We start from the raw sequence: 19,759 nt of genomic DNA, 5'->3' as shown, positions 1-19,759 counted from the left end.
GCGGGCCTCGGCGTGGCGGCGCTCGGACGGCAGCGTGGCCAGGACCTGCGCGGTGCGGTGCGGGCCGTCGGGCCCGGCGTCGGCGGTGACGGCGTCGTAGCACGCGGCGCGCCGCCACGGGGGCAGCGCGCTGAGCAGCGCGGCCAGCCGGTCGGGGTGGTCCAGCCACCGGCGGCCGAGGACGGGCAGGGACGGCGGGTCGGCCGCGGCGAGCCTGCGCAGCGCCGCCGGTTCCAGGTGCAGCGGAAGCAGCTCGGTGCCGGGGTGAGGGCCGGTCAGGAGGCGGACGGTGCGTTCGGCGTCGGCCGCGGCCAGGGTGGCGAGCTGCCACCGGAACGGTCCGGCGAGCCGGCCGGGGCCGTACCGTTCGAGCAGGGCGAGCACCCGGTGAGGGTCGGCGGCGCAGGCGGCGGCCACGCCGTGGGCGCGCTGCTCCCACCACATGGTCCCCAGGACGGCGGGCAGGTCGGCGAGTTCGCGTTCGGTGAGGGCGAGGACGGCCTGCGGCTGGTAGCGGCCCAGCCGGCCCCAGTGGTGGACGGCGTGGGCCAGCCCGGGCAGCAGCCGAGCGGCGGTTCCCGGTGAGCAGGCGGGCAGCAGGCGGGCGGCGTCGCGCTCTCCCCACCACTCGCGGGCCTGCTCCACCAGCCGGTCGGCCGTGGCGGGCCGGCCGGCGGCGAGCAGCGCGCCGGCCAGTTCGGTGCGGACCAGCGCCGGGGCGTCCCGGTACGCGGCCTCGATCGCGGCCGACGGGAACTCCGGGCGCCGCAGGGCGCGCCGGGCGTAACGGCGCACCACGTCGTCGGGGTCGGCCAGCCGACCGGCCAGGTACGGGGTGCAGCGGCCGTCCGCGGCGGCCAGCGCGGCCAGCCGTCGCCCGTACCGGCCCCGGCGGTCGAGTTCGGCCAGCGTGGCGGGCAGGCCGCCGTCGGCGGCGAGGGCGTGGGCGGTCCGGGCCAGGTGACGCAGGCGCAGCGGGTGCGGGAGCGGGTCGAGTTCGGCGACCAGCCGGTCGACGGCGTCCGGTACGGCGGGGTGCGGCCGGGCGGGGTCGCCGCCCGGGTGCCGCGGGTGGTCAGGGTGATCCGAGTGGGCCGGGTGGTCGTCGGTGCTTCGGGGCATGGTCGCGATTGTGGTTTCGGTGCCGGGACGGTGGCAAAGCGGTTTCCGCCGTACTCCCCGGTGCCACCGCCCGGTCCCGTACGCCCGGTCCCGTGCGTCCCACGGATCGGTCCCGTACGTCCCGCCGGTCGCCGGCTGCCCCGCGCGGGCCGGGAGCGGCGGGCGCGGACCCCGGCCGGGGGGTCACCCTGAGCGTCCCCGACCTCACGGAGCGATCACGGGATACCTACCGGTTCGATACCGAAGCCGTTATGAGCTGCGGAAACGCTCGCGGGGCGGAGGGCCGCCGAGTAGGCTCCCGGCTGTGCCTCCGGGCGTGCCGTGCCGACGTGCCGTGCATGCCGGGGGCGGACTCCCGCGGCATCCCCGGCAGCGTCACCACCGCACCGGGGCGGACCGCGCACTCGGCACCGCGCGCCAGGGCTGTCGCGCGAAGCGGAAGGGCAGCGACTTGGCGGATCGGCTCACCGGAGGGGACTCCTCGCTGCTGCGTCGGATCAACGCGGCGGTCACCCTGCGCGCGCTGCGGGACGGGCAGTCGGTGACGCTCACCCAGCTGGTCGGCGACACGGGCCTGTCCCGGCCGACGGTGGAAGGTGTGATCGAGGGGCTGCTCGAGGCCGGGCTGGTCGCCGAGGTCGAGCACAGCCAGGAGAGCGGCCGTCAGCGGGGCCGCCCGGCGCGCTGGTTCCGGTTCCGGGCCGAGGCCGGGCACGTGCTGGGCGTGGAGATCGGGGTGCACGACATCCGGATCGTGCTGGCCGACCTGGCGGGCGAGGTGCAGGGCACCCACGCCCGGCCGGTGGACGAGACGCTGGAGGCGGAGGAACGCCTCGGGCTGGTCCGCACGATGGTCGCCGAGGTGCTGCGCAAGGCGGGGATCTCCCGGGACAGCCTGTGGGCGGTGGCCGTCGGCACCCCCGGCATCGTCGACCGCGAGGGCACCGTGCAGCTCGGCACCGCGATGCCCGGCTGGACCGGGCTGGACATCGGGGCGCGGCTGCGCCGCTCGTTCCGCTGCCCGGTGGTGATCGAGAACGACGCCAACCTGGCCGCCATCGCGGAGCACTGGAAGGGCGCGGCGGTCGGCAAGGGCGACGTGGTGTTCGTGATGGCGGGGCTGAGCCCCGGCGCCGGGTCGCTGATCAACGGCCGGCTGCACCGCGGGTACGGCGGCGCGGCCGGTGAGATCGGCGCGCTGCACCTGCTCGGCCAGGAGGCCACCCCGGAGCGGCTGCTGTCCACCACCGGCAAGCCGCTGGACCCGCTGGACGAGGCCGCGGTGGCCCGGGTGCTGCGCCTCGCCCGCGAGGGGGACGAGGTGGCGCAGGTGGCCACCGACCGGTTCCTGCGGCGGCTGGTGCACGACGTGGCGGCGCTGGTGCTGGCGCTGGACCCGCAGCTGGTGGTGGTCGGCGGGTGGGCGGCCGGGCTGGACGGGGTGCTGGAGCCGCTGCGCGAGCAGCTGGCGCTGTTCACCCTGCGGGCGCCCGAGGTGGCGCCGGCCGCGCTCGGCTCGGAGGTGGTGGCGATGGGGGCGCTGCGGGTGGCGCTCGACCACGTCGAGGAGCAGCTGTTCGCCGTCGACCCGCCGGCCGGTCAGGGCCGCTGACCGGCTGCCGCCATAGCCGGGCCCCGGGTACGGCGGCGCCCCGCCCCGGAGCAGTCCGGAACGGGGCGGGGCGGGTGTATCTGAGCCGGGTGGTCAGGAGGCGGAGCGGACCGGGGTCTCCGACTGGACCGGGGTGACCTCGACCAGGCCGGTCTCGCCGAAGGTGAGCTTGCAGGTGTCGGCCCGGTAGGTGGATACGGCGAGCGCGACCAGGCGGCCGCCGGCGGCGTACTGGGTGGTGACCACCAGCACCGGGGTGCCCGGGGGACGCTCCAGCAGTGCGGCCTGCTCGGCCTCGGCCACGCCCAGCTCGACCGAGCGGGACTCACCGTCGACCCCGAGCCGCTCCAGCTGGCGCAGCACCGAGCGGGCCCGGTCGGCCTCGCCGGTGGCGCCGACCAGGTGCGGCAGCGCGGGCAGGCGCGGCACCGCGGAGTCCGGCACGTGCAGGGACTCGGTGGCAACGGCCACGCCCTGGAGCATCCGCACCCGGCGCACGGTGTGTACGAGCGCGCCCTCGGCGACACCGAGCGCGGCGGCCAGCTGGGCGGGCGCGGGGGCGCTCGCGCAGTCGATGACGCGCCAGGACTGGGTGCGAGCGGTGCCGGGCCAGCCCTCCTCGCTGCTGTTGACCGGGACGGCGGCCCGCGGGGCGGCGATCAGGGTGCCGATGCCACGGCGGCGGACCAGCCGGCCCTCCAGCTCCAGCTGGTCGAGGGCCTGGCGCAGGGTGGCCCGGGCCACGCCGAAGCGGGCCGCGAGCTCGCGCTCGTTGGGCAGGATCTGGCCGGTGGAGAACTCGGCGTCGATGGTGCGGACCAGCACCGTGCGAAGGTGCCAGTACTTCGGCTCCGGCACCGCCGCGAGCTGTCCTTGAGCCACCGCTTGAGCCACCGTGTCCTCCACCCTGAAGGAGTGCCGCCCTGGCCTCCCCGGTGTTTCGGCAGGTGGGGAGGGCGGGCTTTATCCGTCCTTCTTTATTAAAGGTCTTTGCAGTAAGTGACCCTAGGGCTTGCCGCGCGAGATGGTCAAGACCAATGACGGGGGCCTGCGGGCGGCCGTCCGCGCCCCGGAAGGGGCCCGGGTCGTTCGCGTCGGTCCGGTACCCTCGCGGGGTGATCGTGGTATCGACAGTGAACGTGAACGGGATCCGGGCCGCCGCCAAGAAGGGTCTGGTCGAGTGGCTGGCCGCCACCAAGGCCGAGGTGGTGTGCCTCCAGGAGGTCCGGGCCGAGCCCGGGCAGATCCCCGCCGAGGTGCTGGAGCTCGAGGGCTGGCACGCGGTGTGGGCGCCGGCCGCCGCCAAGGGCCGCGCGGGGGTCGCCGTGCTCTCGCGGCGCGTCCCGGAGCAGACCGTGATCGGATTCGGCTCCGAGGAGTTCGACAACTCGGGCAGGTACGCCCGGATCGACCTGCCTGGGCTGACCGTCGCCAGCCTCTACCTCCCGTCCGGCGAGGTCGGCACCGAACGCCAGGACGAGAAGGAACGCTTCATGGCGGAGTTCATCGTCCACCTCGCCCAGCTGCGGGCCGACGCCGCCGCCGAGGGGCGCGAGGTGCTGGTCTGCGGCGACTGGAACATCGCCCACCGCGAGGACGACCTCAAGAACTGGAAGACCAACCAGAAGAACGCCGGCTTCCTCCCCGAGGAGCGCGCCTGGCTGACCCGGGTCCTCGACGAGACCGGCTACGTCGACGTGGTCCGCGCCCTCCACCCCGACCAGCCCGGCCCGTACTCCTGGTGGTCCTACCGCGGCCGCGCCTTCGACAACGACGCCGGCTGGAGGATTGATTATTTGATGGCCAGTCAGATGCTCGCGGCCACCTGCATCGAGGCCTACGTCGAGCGGCCCGCCTCGCACGCCGAGCGCTGGTCCGACCACGCACCCGTCACGGCGGTCTTCGATTTCGGCCAACTCGTATAGTACTGGGGGAAGATGGAGCGCCCAGGTGAGGCCCTCCCGGCCACAGCCACACCCGGGCAGGGCAGCACCAAGGCGTTCGCTTGCCCGTCACCGCGCCGCACCCCACACGGCGAAGCTTCCACCCGTTGGCAGTGGACGGGCCGGACGCCGCTCAGGGAAACGACTCGTTCTGCAAAAAGCCGGACGCCCTGGCTCGCCCGCGACTCAACACGGCGGGTCGAGCACGTTGTGGATGTGGGTGGCAATGTGCAGATTGAGGCGTGTCTCCACGACGCCGAGGTCGTGGCCGGTGATCTCGCCGATGCGCTGGAGGCGGTAGCGGACTGTGCTGCGGTGGATGAGGAGCATCTCGGAGGTCGCGTCGTAGCTGCAGCCGCTCTCCAGGTAGCGCGAGAGTGTCATGACCAGCTCGGTGTGGTGCTGGGCGTCATAGTCCAGCAGCCGGCCCAGCCATACCTGGACGAAGAGGTCGGCTTCCCGCTCGCCTTCGCCGGTGCCCATCATGCGGCATAGCCCCAGTTCGTCGAAGGCGGTGCTGCCGTAGGGGTCCTGGGAACGGCGGCGGACGGCGAGGGCGCGGACGGCCTCGTCGTAGGAGTGCGGCAGATCGGTGAGGACCACGCACGGGCCGCCGATCCCGATCGCGCCTGCGCCGGTGCCAAGGTCCTCGGAGACGGCCTTGTACAGCTCGTCTCCCGGATGACGCGGGTCCTCACCGGTCATCAGGACGACGGCTGTCGCGCCACGAGAGCCGACGAGCACGTCCCGGCGCAACCGTTCCGCCGCCCGTGTCACCGCATCGCAGAGCGCGGCCCCCTCGGGTGCCCCCGGCCACTCCAGTACGGCGACTTTGTGCGGCCGGTGCAGGTCGTGGCCCAGGGCTGATGCCTGCGTGAAGGCGTCCTTGGTCCCCTCACCTGAGACCAGCCGGTCGACCAGGTCACGGCGCAGGTGGGGCTCTAGCTCAGCCAGTCTGCGCTCGTGGAAGAGAAGGGGAGCCAGCACCCGAGCGGCCTGTTCGAGCGCCGATGTGTCCGCTTCCGTCGCCCGCTGGTCCGGGTCCTCCAGCACGATGACGCCGAGCGGGTCTCCCGCCATCTCGATGGGCATGACCAGCCGGTCACGGTCCCGAGCGGCGCCGGGCTGGCGCCGCGCGCGGTGCATCAGGGCGTCCCGGCGCCGGTTTTCCGACTCGGGGCGGGTTCCGCTGCCGACTCCGCTCTGGGGGCCGCCCGCGCAGTGACCTGCCCAGGCCCGAGGGTTGCCGAAGCGGTCCTCGGTGAGGGCCGCGAATCCTGTGTGCTCGTGCAGGGCCTGGAGGATTCCCGCCTCGCCTCTGCCGGAGACGGCGGCGCGGGAGAGCGCCTCATAGGTGGCGAGCCGCGAGGCCAGGGCGGAGGCAGTTCTCCTGCCGAGGGCCACGGTGGGTGAGCCGTCCTCGGGCTCCGGCAGGCTCCCGGTGTCGGACGGGTCCCCGCTCACCGATATGTCCCCGGACCCGGCGGCTGGCTCGCCCCGGTGCCCGGTGAGGCGCCCAAGGACTGTCCCGGTCTGCCGCGCGAGCAGATCGGTCAGAGCGGTCTCTTCAGCCGAGGGTGTGTTCAAGGACCGGACGACGAGATAGCCGAGGCAGGTTTCCCGGTACCGCAGTGCGATGGCCCACGCCCACGGTCCGCCCGGCTCGTGCAGGTGGTGGCTGCGGCCGTCCAGGGAGTCGATCCGCCGGTCGAGCAGGTCGGCGGCCACCACGTCGGCAGCGGCTGCTTCACCCGGGGCTCCGCCGGTTGGGCCCGCCTCGGGTTCCCGCGCCGCATCCCCGGGCCGGGCGACCGCGGTGGAAGCCGCCCGGAGTGGTGGGCAGCGCCGCGCCAGACCGTTGTGGACGGCATAGGCCGCTTCGGCGGTGAAAGGGCCGGTGGCGGCGATCGCCGCCATGCCCCCCCACAGCACCTCGCGTTCGTCCTCACCGTCGAGCATCACCGTCACCAGGCGTAGCAGTGCGTGTTGCGCTGCCGCTGGCCGCGGGACGGGGCGGAGGGGACCAGCGGTCGGAGAAGGCACAGCGTCCATAGCAGGTCCATTCGCGGCTCGACGGCGGCCTCCCTACGTACACGCTACGCCGCTCGACACGCGTTCCCACGACGAACCGTGTCGCGTCCCCGTCCTCGGGGACCGAAACCGCAGCGCGGATTGGTCCTGCCGGGGCGGGGAAGTGCGCCGCGTACCGCGCCAGGCTGCTACTGGGTGTGGTACGCCGTCCGTTCGCCTGGCTGCCCGCCGACCGGTCCCGCGTCGCGACGGAGGAGATTCCCATGGCGAAGGCAGTTGGCATCGATCTCGGCACCACCAACTCGGTCATCGCGGTCTGGGAGGGTGGTGAGCCCTCGGTCGTCCCGAATGCGGAGGGGGCCAGGACGACCCCGTCGGTGGTCGCCTTCTCCGACGACGGCCAGCGGCTGGTCGGACAGCTCGCGCGCCGGCAGTCGATCCTCAACCCCAAAGGCACCATCACCTCCGCGAAGCGGTTCATCGGACGTCGCTACGACGAGATCTCCGACGAGGCCAAGGCGGTCTCCTTCGACGTCGTCGAAGGGCCCGGCGGGGTGGCCCGCTTCGAGGTGAGGGGAAAGCAGTACGCGCCGGAGGAGATCAGCGCGCAGGTGCTGCGCAAGCTCGCCGACGACGCCGGGAAGTCGCTCGGCGAGAAGGTGACCGAGGCGGTCATCACCGTACCTGCCTACTTCAACGACGCCCAGCGCCAGGCCACTAAGGACGCCGGGAGGATCGCAGGCCTCGAGGTGCTGCGGATCATCAACGAGCCGACCGCCGCGGCGCTGGCCTACGGGCTGGACAAGAAGGGCCACGAGACGGTCATGGTCTTCGACCTCGGCGGCGGCACGTTCGACGTCAGCCTGCTGGACGTGGGCGACGGTGTGGTGGAGGTCCGTGCCACGGCGGGCGACTCCCACCTGGGTGGCGACGATTTCGACCGCCGTCTGGTGGACCACTTGGCGGACGGCTTCCAGAAGGCCGAGGGCATCGACCTGCGCAAGGACCCGCAGGCTCTGCAGCGGCTGTTCGAGGCGGCGGAGAAGGCGAAGACCGAGCTGAGTTCGGTCACTCAGACCCAGGTGAGCCTGCCGTTCATCACGGCGGACGCCTCCGGGCCTAAGCACCTCACCGAGACGGTCCGCCGCTCCACGTTCGAGCAGATCACCTCGGACCTGGTGGAGCGCTGCCTCGAGCCGGTCAGGACTGCGATGGGCGACGCCAAGGTCACCGACAACGACATCGACGAGGTCATCCTCGTCGGCGGCTCGACCCGCATCCCGGCCGTGCAGAACCTGGTCCGCCGGCTGACCGGCGGCAAGGACCCGAACATGAGCGTCAACCCCGACGAGGTCGTGGCGCTGGGCGCCGCCGTCCAGGCCGGCGTGCTCAAGGGTGAGGTCAAGGACGTCCTGCTGCTAGACGTCACCCCGCTGTCACTGGGCGTGGAGACAGCCGGTGGCGTGATGACCAAGATCATCGAGAGGAACACCACCATCCCCGCCCGCCGGTCCGAGACCTTCTCGACGGCCGAGGACAACCAGCCGGCCGTGGACATCGTCGTGCTCCAGGGCGAACGCGAGCTGGCCGCCGACAACCGGGTGCTGGGCCGCTTCCGCTTGGAGAACCTGCGGCCGGCCCGGCGTGGGGAGACCCAGATCGAGGTCACCTTCGACATCGACGCCAACGGCATCCTCAAGGTCAGCGCCAAGGACCGGGACACCGGCGCCGAGCAGTCGATCACCATCAGTGAGGGCTCCAACCTCGACCCCTCCGAGGTCGAGCGGATGATCAACGAGGCCGAGAGCAACCGCACCAGCGACCTGGCCCTGCGTGAGGCTATCGACGCCCGCAATGAGCTCGACGCCGCCGCGTACCAGGTGGAGCGCCGGTTGGACGACCTGGGCGACGCCGCTCCGGAGCACGAGCGGGCCCGCGCCCGACTGCTCATCGACGAGGCCCGTTCCGCTGTCAAGGAGGAGGCGCCGACGGAACGGTCCCGGAGCCTGGCCTCCGAACTCCAGCAGATCTACGCGGCGCTGGCCGCCCACGCCGCCGGACCGGGCGGAGCCGGGGGCGGCGCCCAGCCCGGCGAGGCAGCGCCCGGCCAGGGTCCCGAGGGCGGCTCCCCGAGGGGCGACGACGACGTCATCGACGCCGAGTTCGACCGGAGCTGAGGCGGCGACATGTCCGATCAGGAACAGACGCGTCCCGCCGAGAACCGCTCCCCTCCCGAGCCCGAGCAGGCGTCGCCCGAGCGGACGCCCGCACCGCAGACGGGCCCACGGGCCCCCGAAGCCGCGGTGCAGGAGCAGCAGCCGCCCCGCCGCCCCGAGGTCGAGGAGCTGGAGGATCGGTGGCGGCGAGCCCTCGCCGACCTCGACAACCTCCGCAAGCGTTACGCCCGTGAGCTTCCGCGGGAACGGGAGGCTGAGCGGGCCAAGGTGGCCGCGGCGTTCCTCCCGGTCGTCGATAACCTCGAACTGGCCCTCGCCCACGCGGGCGCCGGCGACCCCGGCACGATCGTCAGCGGAGTCCGGGCGGTGCGCGACCAGGCCGTCGAGGTGCTGCGAAGCCTCGGCTACCCCCGGCACGACGAGACCGGCGTCCCCTTCCACCCCGAGCAGCACGAGGTGGTGTCCGTGGTGGATGAACCGGACACACCTGCGGGCACCGTCGTCCAGGTGCTGCGGCCCGGGTACGGCGAGCCCGGCCACCAGCTGCGGCCGGCCGCGGTAGCGGTCACCCGCAAGCAGGAGTGACGCCGCCATGGCAGAGGACTACTACGAGGTGCTGGGCGTCCCCCGAACCGCCGACGCCGCCGAGATCCAGCAGGCGTTCCGTACCCTGGCCCGCCGCTACCACCCGGACGTCAACCGTGATCCGGCCGCAGAGGAGCGCTTCAAGCAGATCAACGAGGCATACAGCGTGCTGTCCGACCCCGACACCCGGTCCCGCTACGACCGCTTCGGCCCCGACTTCCGGCAGATTCCGGAGGACTACGACGAGCGTGTCGCGGCCGCCCAGGGCTTCGGCGGCGGAGCCGGCGCGTACCGCGGCAGTCCCTTCGGCGGCACCCGAGGCGCCGACCGGGCAGGCGCCCGGACCTGGACGGAGACCGGCTTCGGCACCTCCGGCGTGGACTTCGAAGATCTTTTCGGAGGTATGTTCGGCGGCCGGGCGGGGGGCGCCGGACGGGGCAGCCCGATCCCCGGCGCGGACCAGGAGGCCGAACTCACGCTCAGTGTGGAGGAGGCGTACCGCGGCGGCCGGCGGAAGATCACCCTCGGCGGTCCCGGCGGGGAGCGCAGCTACGACGTCACCATCCCGGCCGGCGTCGTCGACGGGCAGCGCATTCGGCTCGCGGGGGAGGGCGGCCGGGGCCGCGGCCCGGGTTCCGCCGGGGACCTCTATCTGGTGGTCCGCATCGCCCCCCATCCGCGCTATCGGCTCGTCGGGCGCGACATCCACGTCGACCTGCCGGTTACCCCCTGGGAGGCCGCGCTGGGGGCGACGGTGCCGGTCTCCGGTCCGGGCGGGACGGTCAAGGTGCATGTGCCGCCCGGTACCTCCACCGGCCGCAGGCTGCGGCTGCGCAGCGAGGGGATGCCCGACCCCAACGGTTCCCCCGGTCACCTCTATGCCGAAATCCAGGTAATGGTGCCGCCCTCGCCCAGCCCGCGTGAGCGCGAGCTGTTCGAGGAACTGGCGGCCGTCTCCTCCTTCGACCCGAGGAATCAGACATGAGAGCCGAACAGCGTTCTCCCGTCGAAGGCACGGGACAGCCCGGCACCAGGGCCGCCTATCCCCTGGTCCGGGTCTACCGGATCAGCCCCAGCCCCTACCAGCTCCCCATCGCCGGAGTGGCCAGCAGGAGTGGACTGTCGCCCGAACTCGTCAGCCGCTTCGTCGCCCTCGGGCTGGTGGACGCCGAGCGTGATGCCCGGGGCCGGCTGTGGTTCCGGCCGAGCGCGCCGTCGGCCATCGCCCGGGTGCAGCGGCTGCGGACCGGACTGGGCCTCAACTACGCGGCCATCGGCGTCGTCCTGGACCTGCTCGACCGCATCGAGCGCCTGGAAATCGCACTGCGGCGCAGCGAACGAGCCGCCAAGGAGCAGACACCATGGACATGAATCGCCTCACCCAGAAGTCCCAGGAAGCGCTGCAGGAAGCGCAGAACGTCGCGGTACGTCTGGGCCAGACCGAGGTCGACGGGGAGCATCTGCTGCTGGCCCTGCTCGATCAGCAGGACGGCCTGACCACCCGTCTGCTGGCCGGTGCCGGCGCAGACCCGGCAGCACTACGGGCCGCCGTCGAGGCCGATCTCGCCAAGCGTCCCCGCACGACCGGTCCGGGCGCCGCCCCCGGCCGAGTGACGGTGACCCAGCGGCTGGCCCGACTGCTCGACACCGCGGAGCAGGAGGCCAAGCGGCTCAAGGACGAGTACGTCTCCACCGAGCACCTGGTGCTGGCCCTGGTGGACGAGGGTTCGACCACCGCAGCCGGCCGGCGGCTCGGTGAACAGGGCGTCACCAAGGACTCCTTCCTCACCGCCCTGACCACCGTGCGCGGGAATCAACGGGTCACCTCCGCCAATCCCGAGGAAGCGTACGAGGCCCTCGAGAAGTACGGGCGCGACCTCGTCGTCGAGGCCCGCAGCGGTCGCCTCGACCCGGTGATCGGGCGTGACGCGGAGATCCGGCGGGTGATCCAGATCCTCAGCCGCAAGAGCAAGAACAACCCGGTGCTGATCGGCGAACCGGGCGTCGGCAAGACCGCCATCGTGGAGGGCCTGGCCCAGCGGATCGTGCGCGGCGACGTGCCGGAAGGGCTGCGGGACAAGACGGTGTTCTCGCTCGACATGGGCTCGCTGGTGGCCGGCGCGAAATACCGCGGCGAGTTCGAGGAGCGCCTCAAGGCCGTGCTGTCCGAGGTCAAGGGAGCCGAGGGCCGGATCCTGCTGTTCGTGGACGAGCTGCACACCGTCGTCGGGGCCGGCGCCGCCGAGGGCGCGATGGACGCGGGCAACATGCTCAAGCCGATGCTGGCGCGCGGCGAGCTGCACATGATCGGCGCCACCACGCTGGACGAGTACCGCAAGCACATCGAGTCCGACGCGGCCCTGGAACGCCGCTTCCAGACCGTCCAGGTGGACGAGCCGACCGTCGAGGACGCGATCTCCATCCTGCGCGGCATCCGGGAGCGGCTGGAGATCTTCCACGGCGTCAAGATCCAGGACGGCGCGCTGGTCGCCGCTGCCACCCTCAGTCACCGCTACATCAGCGACCGCTTCCTCCCGGACAAGGCCATCGACCTGGTCGACGAGGCCTGCGCACGGCTGCGGACCGAGATCGACTCCATGCCCGCCGAACTCGACGAACTCACCCGCCGGGCCACCCGGCTGGAGATCGAGGAGGCCGCGCTGGACCTTGAGACCGACCCGGCCAGCCGCGCCCGCCTGGAGGACCTGCGGCGTGAACTGGGCGACCTGCGCGCTGAGGTGGACGCCAAGCACGCCCAGTGGGAGGCCGAGCGCCAGGCCATCCGCAAGGTCCAGGAACTGCGCCAGAAACTGGAACGCGCCCGGCAGGAGGCCGAGGAGGCCGAACGGGCCTACGATCTCAACCGGGCCGCCCAACTGCGCTACGGAACCGTCAGCGAACTGGAGCGCCGGCTGGCCGCCGAGGAGGAACAGCTCGCCAACAAGCAGGGCAAGAGCCGGATGCTGCGTGAGGTGGTGACCGCCGAGGAGATCGCCGAGATCGTCTCCGCGTGGACCGGCATCCCCGTCACCCGGCTCCAGGAGGGCGAGCGGCAGAAGCTGCTCAAGTTGGACGAGATCCTGCGCGAGCGGGTCGTAGGCCAGGACGAGGCCGTCCAGCTCGTCGCCGACGCGGTGATCCGGGCCCGCTCCGGGGTACGCGACCCGCGCCGGCCGATCGGCTCGTTCATCTTCCTCGGCCCGACCGGCGTCGGGAAGACCGAGCTGGCCAAGACGCTGGCCGCCGCTTTGTTCGACAGCGAGAGCAACATGATCCGACTCGACATGAGCGAGTACCAGGAGCGGCACACCGTCAGCCGCCTGGTCGGCGCGCCCCCCGGCTACGTGGGCTACGAGGAAGGCGGTCAGCTGACCGAGGCGGTGCGCCGCAAGCCGTACTCAGTCGTCCTGTTCGACGAGATCGAGAAGGCGCACGCCGACGTTTTCAACACGCTCCTCCAGGTACTGGACGACGGCAGGATCACCGACGCGCAGGGCCGTACCGTCGACTTCCGCAACACCGTCATCATCATGACCTCGAACCTGGGCTCCCAGTATCTGCTCCAGGACGCCACCCAGGCCGGCGAGATCAAGCCTGAGGTCCGGGACCTGGTCATGGGCGAACTCAACGGCCATTTCCGGCCCGAGTTCCTCAACCGGGTGGACGACATCGTGCTCTTCCACCCGCTCGGCATCGCGCAGATCGAGCGCATCGTGGACCTGCTGCTGGAGGACCTGCGCCACCGCCTCGCCGAGCAGCGGATCGACCTGGTACTCACCGAGGACGCCCGCCGGCTGATCGCGGCCGAGGGCTACGACCCGGTCTACGGCGCCCGGCCGCTGCGCCGCTTCATCGCGCACGAGGTCGAGACCAGGATCGGCCGCGCGTTGCTCAGCGGCGAGGCACGCGAAGGCGTGACCATCCTGGTCGACGCCAGGGCCGCCGAACTGACCGTAACCCTCCAGGACGAGCTGCAGGAGCAGTGATGACCACTTCTCCGGAAGGCCGCGCCGACCGCAGGGGCCGTGACGGCAGTACCGAAGGCGGCGGGGCCTCGCTGCCGACGGTCGCCTGCACCAACTGCGGCCGGACCAACCGCGTACCCGCCGCGGCGGAGGGCAGCCCGCGCTGCGGAAACTGCCATGCCCCGCTGCCGTGGATCGCCGAAGCGGGCGACACCGACTTCGGGGAGGTCGCCGAGCAGGCGAGCCTGCCCGTGCTCGTCGACCTCTGGGCCACCTGGTGCGGCCCCTGCCGCATGGTGAGCCCAGCCCTCGAACAGGTCGCCAAGGACCTGGCCGGCCGGATCAAACTCGTCAAGGTCGACATCGACAAGTCGCCGGCCCTGGCACGGCGGTTCGAGGTCCAAGCCGTACCCACCCTGCTGATCCTCGACCACGGCAGGCCCGTCGCCCGCCAGACCGGAGCCGTGCCCGCCAACGCGCTGCGCCGGTGGGTGGGCGAGTCGCTCGCTGCGTCCCGCGGACCGGCCGACTCCACCTCCGGGAGCCCATGATGACCAGCCTTCCCGACCCGCACCTGTCCATGGTTCGGCCCGTGGCGCCCAGAACACCTCAGGGCTGCGAGGCCTGCCTGCGCACGGGGACTCCGTGGCTGCACCTGCGCCTGTGCCTGACCTGCGGCAACGTCGGCTGCTGCGACTCCTCGCCGATGCGGCACGCCCGCGGTCACGCGGCGACCCACGCGCACCCGATCGTTCGGTCGTTCGAACCCGGCGAGGACTGGCGGTGGTGTTTCGTGCATGAGGCGATGGTCTGAGCCGACGTCCGTTTCCACCGAAGGGAGTCCATCGTGCCGACGCTCACGCCGACAGCTGACGTCCACGGCGCCTATCCGCTGTTGTCGGACGACCAGATCGCGATCCTCAGATCCTGCGGACAGGTACGGCCGGTCCGCGAGGGGGAACAGCTCGTCCGGGCGGGCGACCCCAGCGAGGAGTTCTTCGTGGTCCTCAGCGGCACGGTGGCCGTGGTCGAAGGCCACAGCGAGCAGCAGCAGCTCGTCCACCTGCACGAGGCGCGCAGCTTCCTCGGCGAACTCGGCGTACTGGAGGGCCAGACCGCCCTCCTCGGCGCGCTGGTGAGCACGCCCGGCGAGGTTCTCGCGGTGGGTCTGGCCGCCCTGCGCGACCTGCTCAGCCGAGAACCCGCGCTCGGCGACGTGATCCTGCGGGCCTACCTGCTGCGCCGCACGATCCTGGCCGGCGCGGGCACGGGCTTCCGTATCATCGGCTCCGCCTTCTCCCCCGACACCCGGCGCCTGCTGGACTTCGCCGCCCGCAATCGCCTCCCGCACCGCTGGGCCGATCTGGAGAAGGACACCGAGGCCGAGGCGCTGCTGACGCGTCTCGGCATCGCTCCGGAGGAGACTCCGATTGTCGTCTGGCACGAGCACCGGGTGCTGCGCAATCCCTCCAACGCCGAACTCGCCCAGGTGATCGGGCTGCGGACCGAGACCGTCGCGAGGGCAGTCCTCGACCTCGTGGTGATCGGCGCGGGGCCCGGAGGCCTGGCCGCAGCAGTATACGGCGCCTCCGAGGGGCTCTCCACCGTCGTCCTGGACGCGGTGGCGACCGGCGGCCAGGCCGCCACGTCCTCCCGGATCGAAAACTACCTCGGTTTCCCCGCGGGGATCTCCGGCATGGAGCTCGCCGAATGCGCCGTCGTGCAGGCCACCCGGTTCGGCGCCCGGATCACCGTACCCGCCGAGGCCGCCGGCCTCGAACAGCGCGACGGTGCCAACGTGGTACGGCTCGCCGACGGCAGCACGGTCGCCGCCAACAACGTGGTGGTCGCCACCGGCGCACGCTACCGGCGGCTGCCCGCCCGCGGCGTCGAGCGGTTCGAAGGACTCGGGGTCCACTACGCCGCCACCCTCTGGGAGGCGCGGACCTGCCGCCTTGACACGGTGGCCGTCGTCGGCGGCGGCAACTCTGCCGGCCAGGCAGCCCTGTTCCTGGCGCGCGAGTCGCCCGCCGTGCACCTGCTGGTCCGCGGCGAAGACCTGGGCCACAACATGTCCCGCTATCTGATCGACCGGATCGAGCAGAACCCGCGGATCCACGTCCGGCTGCACACCGAGGTCCAGGAGGTCACCGGCGAGGACCGGGTCGAAGCCGTCGTCGTCCAGGACAACCGCACCCGCGAGCAGCAGGTGCTGGAGGCCCGCGCCCTGTTCGTCTTCATCGGGGCGAGCCCTGCCACCTCCTGGCTCGCGGGCGCCGTCACTCTGGACCCGCGCGGCTTCATTCCGACCGGGCAGGACGTGGCCCATGTGGCAGCGGACCTCTGGAAACCCCTGGGCCGCGCCCCACTCGCCCTGGAGACCGGCCTGCCGGGGGTCTTCGCCGTCGGCGACGTCCGCAGCGGCTCGGTCAAGCGGGTGGCCTCCGCAGTGGGCGAGGGCGCCATGGCCGTCCGCCTGGCCCACGAGCACCTCGAGGAGGTGAGACCACCCGCCATCGGATGACCTCAGCTCGTCCATCGACGCAAGAAAGGAACATGCCATGCCCGTCATGGGTATTCCCAAGTTCGAGCGCTTCTTCCGCGCAGCCGCCGGCCTCGATGTCCACAAGAACGACCTCAAGCGCTACAACGACTTCGTGGACGCCAAGCTCTACGACCTCTTCCTCATCGGCACGGCCAATGCCAAGGCCAACGGCCGGGACATCATCGAGCCGCAGGACCTCCCGGTCACCAAAGGCCTGCAGGAGAGCATCCACGCCTTCGACAAGCTGGAGGAGGGCATCGAACTGCGCCCCCTGCTCGACCAGCTCGCCGCCCGCCCGACCCTCGGCATGGAGGCCGCCGAGGACACCCAACAGCGGCTGCCCGACCTGGCCGGCGGCCTCAGCGTCGCCCTCGCCCGCGCCCTCAAAACCATCGCCCGCGACACCCGCCGCCCCTCCACGGACCAGTGGGACGAGGCCTTCGAACTCTTCGACCTGCTGATCTGAGCGGGGCATCCACCAGACCTGCGGTTCCGCCGGCCCTGCCGGTCCCCCGCGCGTACCGGAGACGATCAGCAAGACATCCCATTCCGCAAGTACCAAAAGCCCTGACTTACCGATACCGCCGGTCGGCCTCGCCCGAGTGCTGCTGGTGAGTCTTGGAAACGAGCGGTGTTGCTCCTCGCCTCACTCGATTCAGTTCTCAACGACTCGGGAGGGTTGGCAGGTATCACGCCAGCGATAACCGCTGCTGCGAGGCGGTCAGGTGCAGCCCGTGCTCGCGGCCCTGCTCAAGGCTGTACGAGGCTCTTCCGGGCGGGCTTACGCCTCTTCCGCGGGAATGGCCGGCCGTGCCGCGTAGCGGCTGCGCATCGCGTCGCTGGCTGCGGGGCCCGCGGTGAAGACGTAGGCGGTGCTGTCGTCGAGTCGGCGGCCGGTTTTGGCGTCGACGACGACGGGCTCGACTTCCTCGCCGCTGTGCGCGTCGACGAGGATCATGCTGCGCTCCGTCGGCGTGAGGCGGTGGTTGCCCCACGCGGCCAGGGCGACGATCACCGGGCGCAGCGAGCGCCCGAGTTCGGTCAGGACGTACTCGTGCCTGACGGGGCTGCTCTGGTAGGGCCGGCGCTCCAGCAGACCGTCCGCGACCAGGGTCTTCAGCCGGGTGGTGAGCATGCTGGAGGAGATGCCCAGGCTCTCCTGGAACTGGTCGAAGCGGGTGTAGCCGTCGAAGGCGTCGTGAAGGATCAGCAGTGTCCACCACTCGCCGACGTGTTCCACCGTCGTGGACAGTGGGCACTCCCGGTCCTCCAGCCTGATCCGGCTTGCCAAGGCGACCATCCCCTCAGTTACTGCTAAAGTCGAAGTTAGTAGCTTCTATTTTAGCAGCAGGGACGGGGGTGACGCCTTGACCACCCGCCCCCGGGAACGGAGCACACCGTGACCACATCCATCAGCGAATCCCTCGAAGGCCGACGCGCTCTGGTCACCGGCGGCACCAAGGGCACCGGAGCCGCGATCGCCCGACGGCTCGCCGAGGCCGGCGCGACCGTACTGGTCACCGCCCGCAGCCACCCCGACGACATCGAGGAGAAGATGTTCATCACCGCCGACCTGTCCACCGCCCAGGGGGCCGCCCAGGTCGCCTCGGAGGTGGAAGCCCGCGTGGGAGGCGTCGACATCCTGGTCAACACCCTCGGTGGGTCCGAGGCGCCGGCAGGAGGATTCGCCGCGCTCGGCGAGGACGACTGGGCCAGGGAACTGAACACGAACCTGCTGGCCGCCGTCCGTCTGGACCGGGCACTCCTGCCACACATGATCGCCGCGGGCAACGGCGCGGTCGTGCACGTCACCTCGATCCAGCGCCGCATGCCGCTGTGGAACGGCACCCTGGCCTACGCCGCTGCCAAAGCCGCCCTGACCACGTACAGCAAGGGCCTGGCCAACCAGGTCGCCCCGCACGGCGTCCGCGTCAACACCGTCTCGCCCGGCTTCGTGCAGACCTCGGCCGCGGACAACCTCGTCGCCCGGATCGCCCACGACGCCGGCATCAGCCAGGAAGCGGCGCTGGGCCGGCTGATGGACTCCCTGGGTGGCATCCCGCTCGGTCGTCCCAACCGGCCCGAGGAGGTCGCCGAGCTCGTCGCCTTCCTCGTTTCCGATCGCGCCTCGGCCATCGTCGGCGCCGAACACGTCATCGACGGCGGCACCACCCCCACCGTCTGAACCCGCCACCACCATCAGGAGCGTCATGCACGACAACCAGCCCCGCACCATCACCCCGGACGACCTGCCCGAGGTGATCACCCGCTACCTCACAGCGCACCGCGCCCACGACACCGGCACCGCGATCACGACGTTCACCGACGACGCCACAGTGACCGACGACGGCAACACCTACCGGGGCAGCGCCGCGATTGAGCAGTGGCTGGACCGATCCGCAAACGAATTCACCTACACCATCCGCCTCACGAACGCTCAGGAGGCCGACACGGCCCACTACATCGCCACACACCACCTCGAAGGCAACTTCCCCGGCGCCACCATCGATCTCCGCTATCGGTTCACGCTGCGCGACGACCTCATCGAACACCTCGTCATCGAACCCTGAGACCGCTCCCACGTGCCCACCCAGCCACCCGATCTAGAGCCGGCCGTCGAGTTCGGCATCCACCTGCAGATCAGCGCACGTGCACGCCCGAGGAATCAGGGCGAGCAACTCCGGGGCCATCCTCAGCACAGGGTGAGGAGATTCAAAGATCCCCAATCAGTGCAACAGGTCGAACGCCACGAAGTGCGGTGGCCGCCCCCGGGACGCTGCCGCCGCCGGGGCGCCCCGCGCACCGGCACGGGCTTGGAGCGCATCGAAGGCGAGCCGCCAGTCCTCCCAGACCACGAGTTCCCCGTCCAGCCCGGTGCCCTCCGGCAGCTGGGCGAGCGCGGTGTCCCGGATCTCAGGGAACGCACCGGACAGGCCGGCGCCAAGGCGGGAACGCACCACCACTGGGTGCGCGTGCACCTCCAGCCCCCAGCGACAGCTGTCCCACTTCGGTTCAGCTGCCTACCCCGCGTGCAGCTCGGGACTGTTCACCGCTACGGTCAACATCGGGTCCGGCAGCGACCAGTCCAGGCCCGACATCTACTACCCCGCTGCGCGTCCCGCTCCAGGCACAGCGACCCGCCACAGGCGGGACTATCACGATTGAATCATGACACTCCCTTTGCGGTGGCTCCCGGCCCTGTCAGGCAGGCCGGTTGTTCGCCGGATTGGTTTGCGGACTGCCCGGATCAGGTTCGGGCAGTGGCCAGTTGGGGTGGGTGAGGTGGTGGGGCAGGGCGTCGAGCCGGGCGAGGTGGTGGTCGAGGACGGCGTTGACGGTGCCCGTGGTGGCGGCCACTCGCGCTTCGAGGTCGTGGATCTGGTCCAGGAGGTCCTGCCAGCGCCTTTCGGCGGCGGCGACGGGGTCAGGCGCGGCGTCGGTCGCTGTCATCGCGGAGCCGGGTGGTGTGGTGGGTGAGGGCGTCGAGGCGGGTGGCGAGGTCGCCCTGGCCGGTGCCGAGGTGGGGGCGGATGGCGGCGAGGGGCTCCATGAGGTCGGCGGGGTCGGTGGCGCCGAGGGCGGCGGTCAGGGCGGCCCGGGCAGGACGGGCGCCGGGAGCGAGTGCGGCCGTGGCGATCTGGGCGGCGAGGACCCACAGCTCGGCGGCGTTGTCGCGGGCCCAGACGGTGACCGATCGGTCGGCGGCCCGCCGGTCGCGGACGGCCTTGACCCGTTCGGCGCCGGTAGCGGACCGCGAAGCGTCGCCGGCGGCGGGCTTC

Annotated in this window: 17 protein-coding genes and 3 pseudogenes; 13 read left to right on the top strand and 7 right to left on the bottom strand. The window is 71.8% G+C overall.

What is annotated here, in order from left to right:
• Positions 1-1,122 (bottom strand): annotated as a pseudogene (locus AA75_RS19705) (hypothetical protein); the annotation flags it as partial.
• 451 nt (positions 1,123-1,573) lie between these two features.
• Here AA75_RS19705 and AA75_RS19700 point away from each other — a divergent pair.
• Positions 1,574-2,734: an ROK family protein gene (locus AA75_RS19700; RefSeq protein WP_033821429.1), complete on the top strand. Its 1,161-nt coding sequence runs from the start codon at positions 1,574-1,576 to the stop codon at positions 2,732-2,734.
• 93 nt (positions 2,735-2,827) lie between these two features.
• On the opposite strand, the gene AA75_RS19695 is transcribed toward AA75_RS19700, so the two are convergent.
• Entirely contained in the window at positions 2,828-3,616 is a 789-nt protein-coding gene (locus tag AA75_RS19695) for a GntR family transcriptional regulator (protein WP_033821428.1), read from the bottom strand.
• A 233-nt stretch (positions 3,617-3,849) separates the two neighbouring features.
• On the opposite strand from AA75_RS19695, the gene AA75_RS19690 reads away from it, so the two are divergent.
• A complete protein-coding gene (locus AA75_RS19690; RefSeq protein WP_033821427.1) occupies positions 3,850-4,659 on the top strand; it encodes an exodeoxyribonuclease III in 810 nt (269 codons plus the stop codon).
• Positions 4,660-4,863: 204 nt separating this feature from the next.
• On the opposite strand, the gene AA75_RS19685 is transcribed toward AA75_RS19690, so the two are convergent.
• Positions 4,864-6,636, bottom strand: coding sequence for a CdaR family transcriptional regulator (locus tag AA75_RS19685; protein WP_051812817.1), 1,773 nt, complete (start codon positions 6,634-6,636; stop codon positions 4,864-4,866).
• Positions 6,637-6,971: 335 nt separating this feature from the next.
• Between AA75_RS19685 and dnaK the strand changes: the two genes are divergently transcribed.
• The 9 genes from dnaK to AA75_RS19640 are packed head-to-tail and all read left to right on the top strand — an operon-like array spanning position 6,972 to position 16,446.
• Positions 6,972-8,885: a molecular chaperone DnaK gene (gene dnaK / locus AA75_RS19680; RefSeq protein ID WP_033821426.1), complete on the top strand. Its 1,914-nt coding sequence runs from the start codon at positions 6,972-6,974 to the stop codon at positions 8,883-8,885.
• Between the two features lie 9 nt (positions 8,886-8,894).
• On the top strand, positions 8,895-9,470 hold the full coding sequence (locus tag AA75_RS19675; RefSeq protein WP_033821425.1) for a nucleotide exchange factor GrpE: 576 nt from the start codon (positions 8,895-8,897) through the stop codon (positions 9,468-9,470).
• Between the two features lie 7 nt (positions 9,471-9,477).
• Positions 9,478-10,455 (top strand): DnaJ C-terminal domain-containing protein, encoded by a 978-nt coding sequence (locus AA75_RS19670; protein ID WP_033821424.1) that lies wholly within the window; start codon positions 9,478-9,480, stop codon positions 10,453-10,455.
• Entirely contained in the window at positions 10,452-10,841 is a 390-nt protein-coding gene (locus AA75_RS19665; RefSeq protein ID WP_082526663.1) for a chaperone modulator CbpM, read from the top strand. The genes AA75_RS19670 and AA75_RS19665 overlap by 4 nt, the downstream gene beginning before the upstream one ends.
• Positions 10,832-13,456, top strand: a complete 2,625-nt coding sequence (gene clpB, locus AA75_RS19660; protein ID WP_033821423.1) for an ATP-dependent chaperone ClpB — start codon at positions 10,832-10,834, stop codon at positions 13,454-13,456. The genes AA75_RS19665 and clpB overlap by 10 nt, the downstream gene beginning before the upstream one ends.
• On the top strand, positions 13,456-13,986 hold the full coding sequence (gene trxA / locus AA75_RS19655) for a thioredoxin (RefSeq protein WP_082526662.1): 531 nt from the start codon (positions 13,456-13,458) through the stop codon (positions 13,984-13,986). Before clpB ends, trxA begins: the two co-directional genes overlap by 1 nt.
• Positions 13,986-14,249 carry a UBP-type zinc finger domain-containing protein gene (locus tag AA75_RS19650; protein WP_033821422.1) on the top strand — a complete coding sequence of 88 codons (264 nt, stop codon included), beginning with the start codon at positions 13,986-13,988 and terminating at the stop codon, positions 14,247-14,249. The genes trxA and AA75_RS19650 overlap by 1 nt, the downstream gene beginning before the upstream one ends.
• 33 nt (positions 14,250-14,282) lie before the next feature.
• On the top strand, positions 14,283-15,959 hold the full coding sequence (locus AA75_RS19645; RefSeq protein ID WP_149038254.1) for a cyclic nucleotide-binding domain-containing thioredoxin-disulfide reductase: 1,677 nt from the start codon (positions 14,283-14,285) through the stop codon (positions 15,957-15,959).
• 46 nt (positions 15,960-16,005) lie between these two features.
• The gene (locus tag AA75_RS19640) at positions 16,006-16,446 is read left to right on the top strand and encodes a DUF1931 family protein (protein ID WP_189765757.1); all 441 of its coding nucleotides are present in this window, start codon (positions 16,006-16,008) and stop codon (positions 16,444-16,446) included.
• A gap of 315 nt (positions 16,447-16,761) precedes the next feature.
• Here AA75_RS19640 and AA75_RS19635 read toward each other — a convergent pair whose 3' ends face one another.
• The gene (locus AA75_RS19635) at positions 16,762-17,280 is read right to left on the bottom strand and encodes a helix-turn-helix domain-containing protein (protein ID WP_199520362.1); all 519 of its coding nucleotides are present in this window, start codon (positions 17,278-17,280) and stop codon (positions 16,762-16,764) included.
• A gap of 99 nt (positions 17,281-17,379) precedes the next feature.
• On the opposite strand from AA75_RS19635, the gene AA75_RS19630 reads away from it, so the two are divergent.
• Positions 17,380-18,165 (top strand): SDR family oxidoreductase, encoded by a 786-nt coding sequence (locus AA75_RS19630; RefSeq protein ID WP_033821419.1) that lies wholly within the window; start codon positions 17,380-17,382, stop codon positions 18,163-18,165.
• Between the two features lie 25 nt (positions 18,166-18,190).
• Positions 18,191-18,550, top strand: coding sequence for a nuclear transport factor 2 family protein (locus AA75_RS19625; RefSeq protein WP_033821418.1), 360 nt, complete (start codon positions 18,191-18,193; stop codon positions 18,548-18,550).
• 156 nt (positions 18,551-18,706) lie between these two features.
• Here AA75_RS19625 and AA75_RS19620 read toward each other — a convergent pair.
• The 3 genes and pseudogenes from AA75_RS19620 to AA75_RS52135 form a co-directional block, all read right to left on the bottom strand.
• Positions 18,707-18,985: pseudogene (locus AA75_RS19620) on the bottom strand (ATP-dependent DNA ligase); the annotation flags it as partial.
• A gap of 196 nt (positions 18,986-19,181) precedes the next feature.
• Entirely contained in the window at positions 19,182-19,430 is a 249-nt protein-coding gene (locus tag AA75_RS19615) for a hypothetical protein (RefSeq protein ID WP_033821417.1), read from the bottom strand.
• Positions 19,405-19,759, bottom strand: a pseudogene (locus AA75_RS52135) (HSP18 transcriptional regulator); the annotation flags it as partial. The pseudogene AA75_RS52135 and the gene AA75_RS19615, both read right to left, overlap by 26 nt.

It is taken from the genome of Kitasatospora sp. MBT63 (assembly GCF_000710465.2).
GTDB lineage: Bacteria > Actinomycetota > Actinomycetes > Streptomycetales > Streptomycetaceae > Kitasatospora.
Note: the sequence above shows the minus strand (reverse complement) of the source record. Positions and strands in the feature narration are given on the sequence as shown.

What these genes read in the sequence shown, in the direction of transcription:
- clpB (WP_033821423.1), top strand. Translation starts at nt 10,832, where the DNA reads ATGGACATGAATCGCCTCACCCAGAAGTCCCAGGAAGCGCTGCAGGAA.
- trxA (WP_082526662.1), top strand. Translation starts at nt 13,456, where the DNA reads ATGACCACTTCTCCGGAAGGCCGCGCCGACCGCAGGGGCCGTGACGGC.
- AA75_RS19625 (WP_033821418.1), top strand. Translation starts at nt 18,191, where the DNA reads ATGCACGACAACCAGCCCCGCACCATCACCCCGGACGACCTGCCCGAG.
- AA75_RS19670 (WP_033821424.1), top strand. Translation starts at nt 9,478, where the DNA reads ATGGCAGAGGACTACTACGAGGTGCTGGGCGTCCCCCGAACCGCCGAC.
- AA75_RS19635 (WP_199520362.1), bottom strand. Translation starts at nt 17,280, where the DNA reads ATGGTCGCCTTGGCAAGCCGGATCAGGCTGGAGGACCGGGAGTGCCCA.
- AA75_RS19650 (WP_033821422.1), top strand. Translation starts at nt 13,986, where the DNA reads ATGACCAGCCTTCCCGACCCGCACCTGTCCATGGTTCGGCCCGTGGCG.
- AA75_RS19615 (WP_033821417.1), bottom strand. Translation starts at nt 19,430, where the DNA reads ATGACAGCGACCGACGCCGCGCCTGACCCCGTCGCCGCCGCCGAAAGG.
- AA75_RS19665 (WP_082526663.1), top strand. Translation starts at nt 10,452, where the DNA reads ATGAGAGCCGAACAGCGTTCTCCCGTCGAAGGCACGGGACAGCCCGGC.
- dnaK (WP_033821426.1), top strand. Translation starts at nt 6,972, where the DNA reads ATGGCGAAGGCAGTTGGCATCGATCTCGGCACCACCAACTCGGTCATC.
- AA75_RS19640 (WP_189765757.1), top strand. Translation starts at nt 16,006, where the DNA reads ATGGGTATTCCCAAGTTCGAGCGCTTCTTCCGCGCAGCCGCCGGCCTC.
- AA75_RS19675 (WP_033821425.1), top strand. Translation starts at nt 8,895, where the DNA reads ATGTCCGATCAGGAACAGACGCGTCCCGCCGAGAACCGCTCCCCTCCC.
- AA75_RS19685 (WP_051812817.1), bottom strand. Translation starts at nt 6,636, where the DNA reads ATGCTCGACGGTGAGGACGAACGCGAGGTGCTGTGGGGGGGCATGGCG.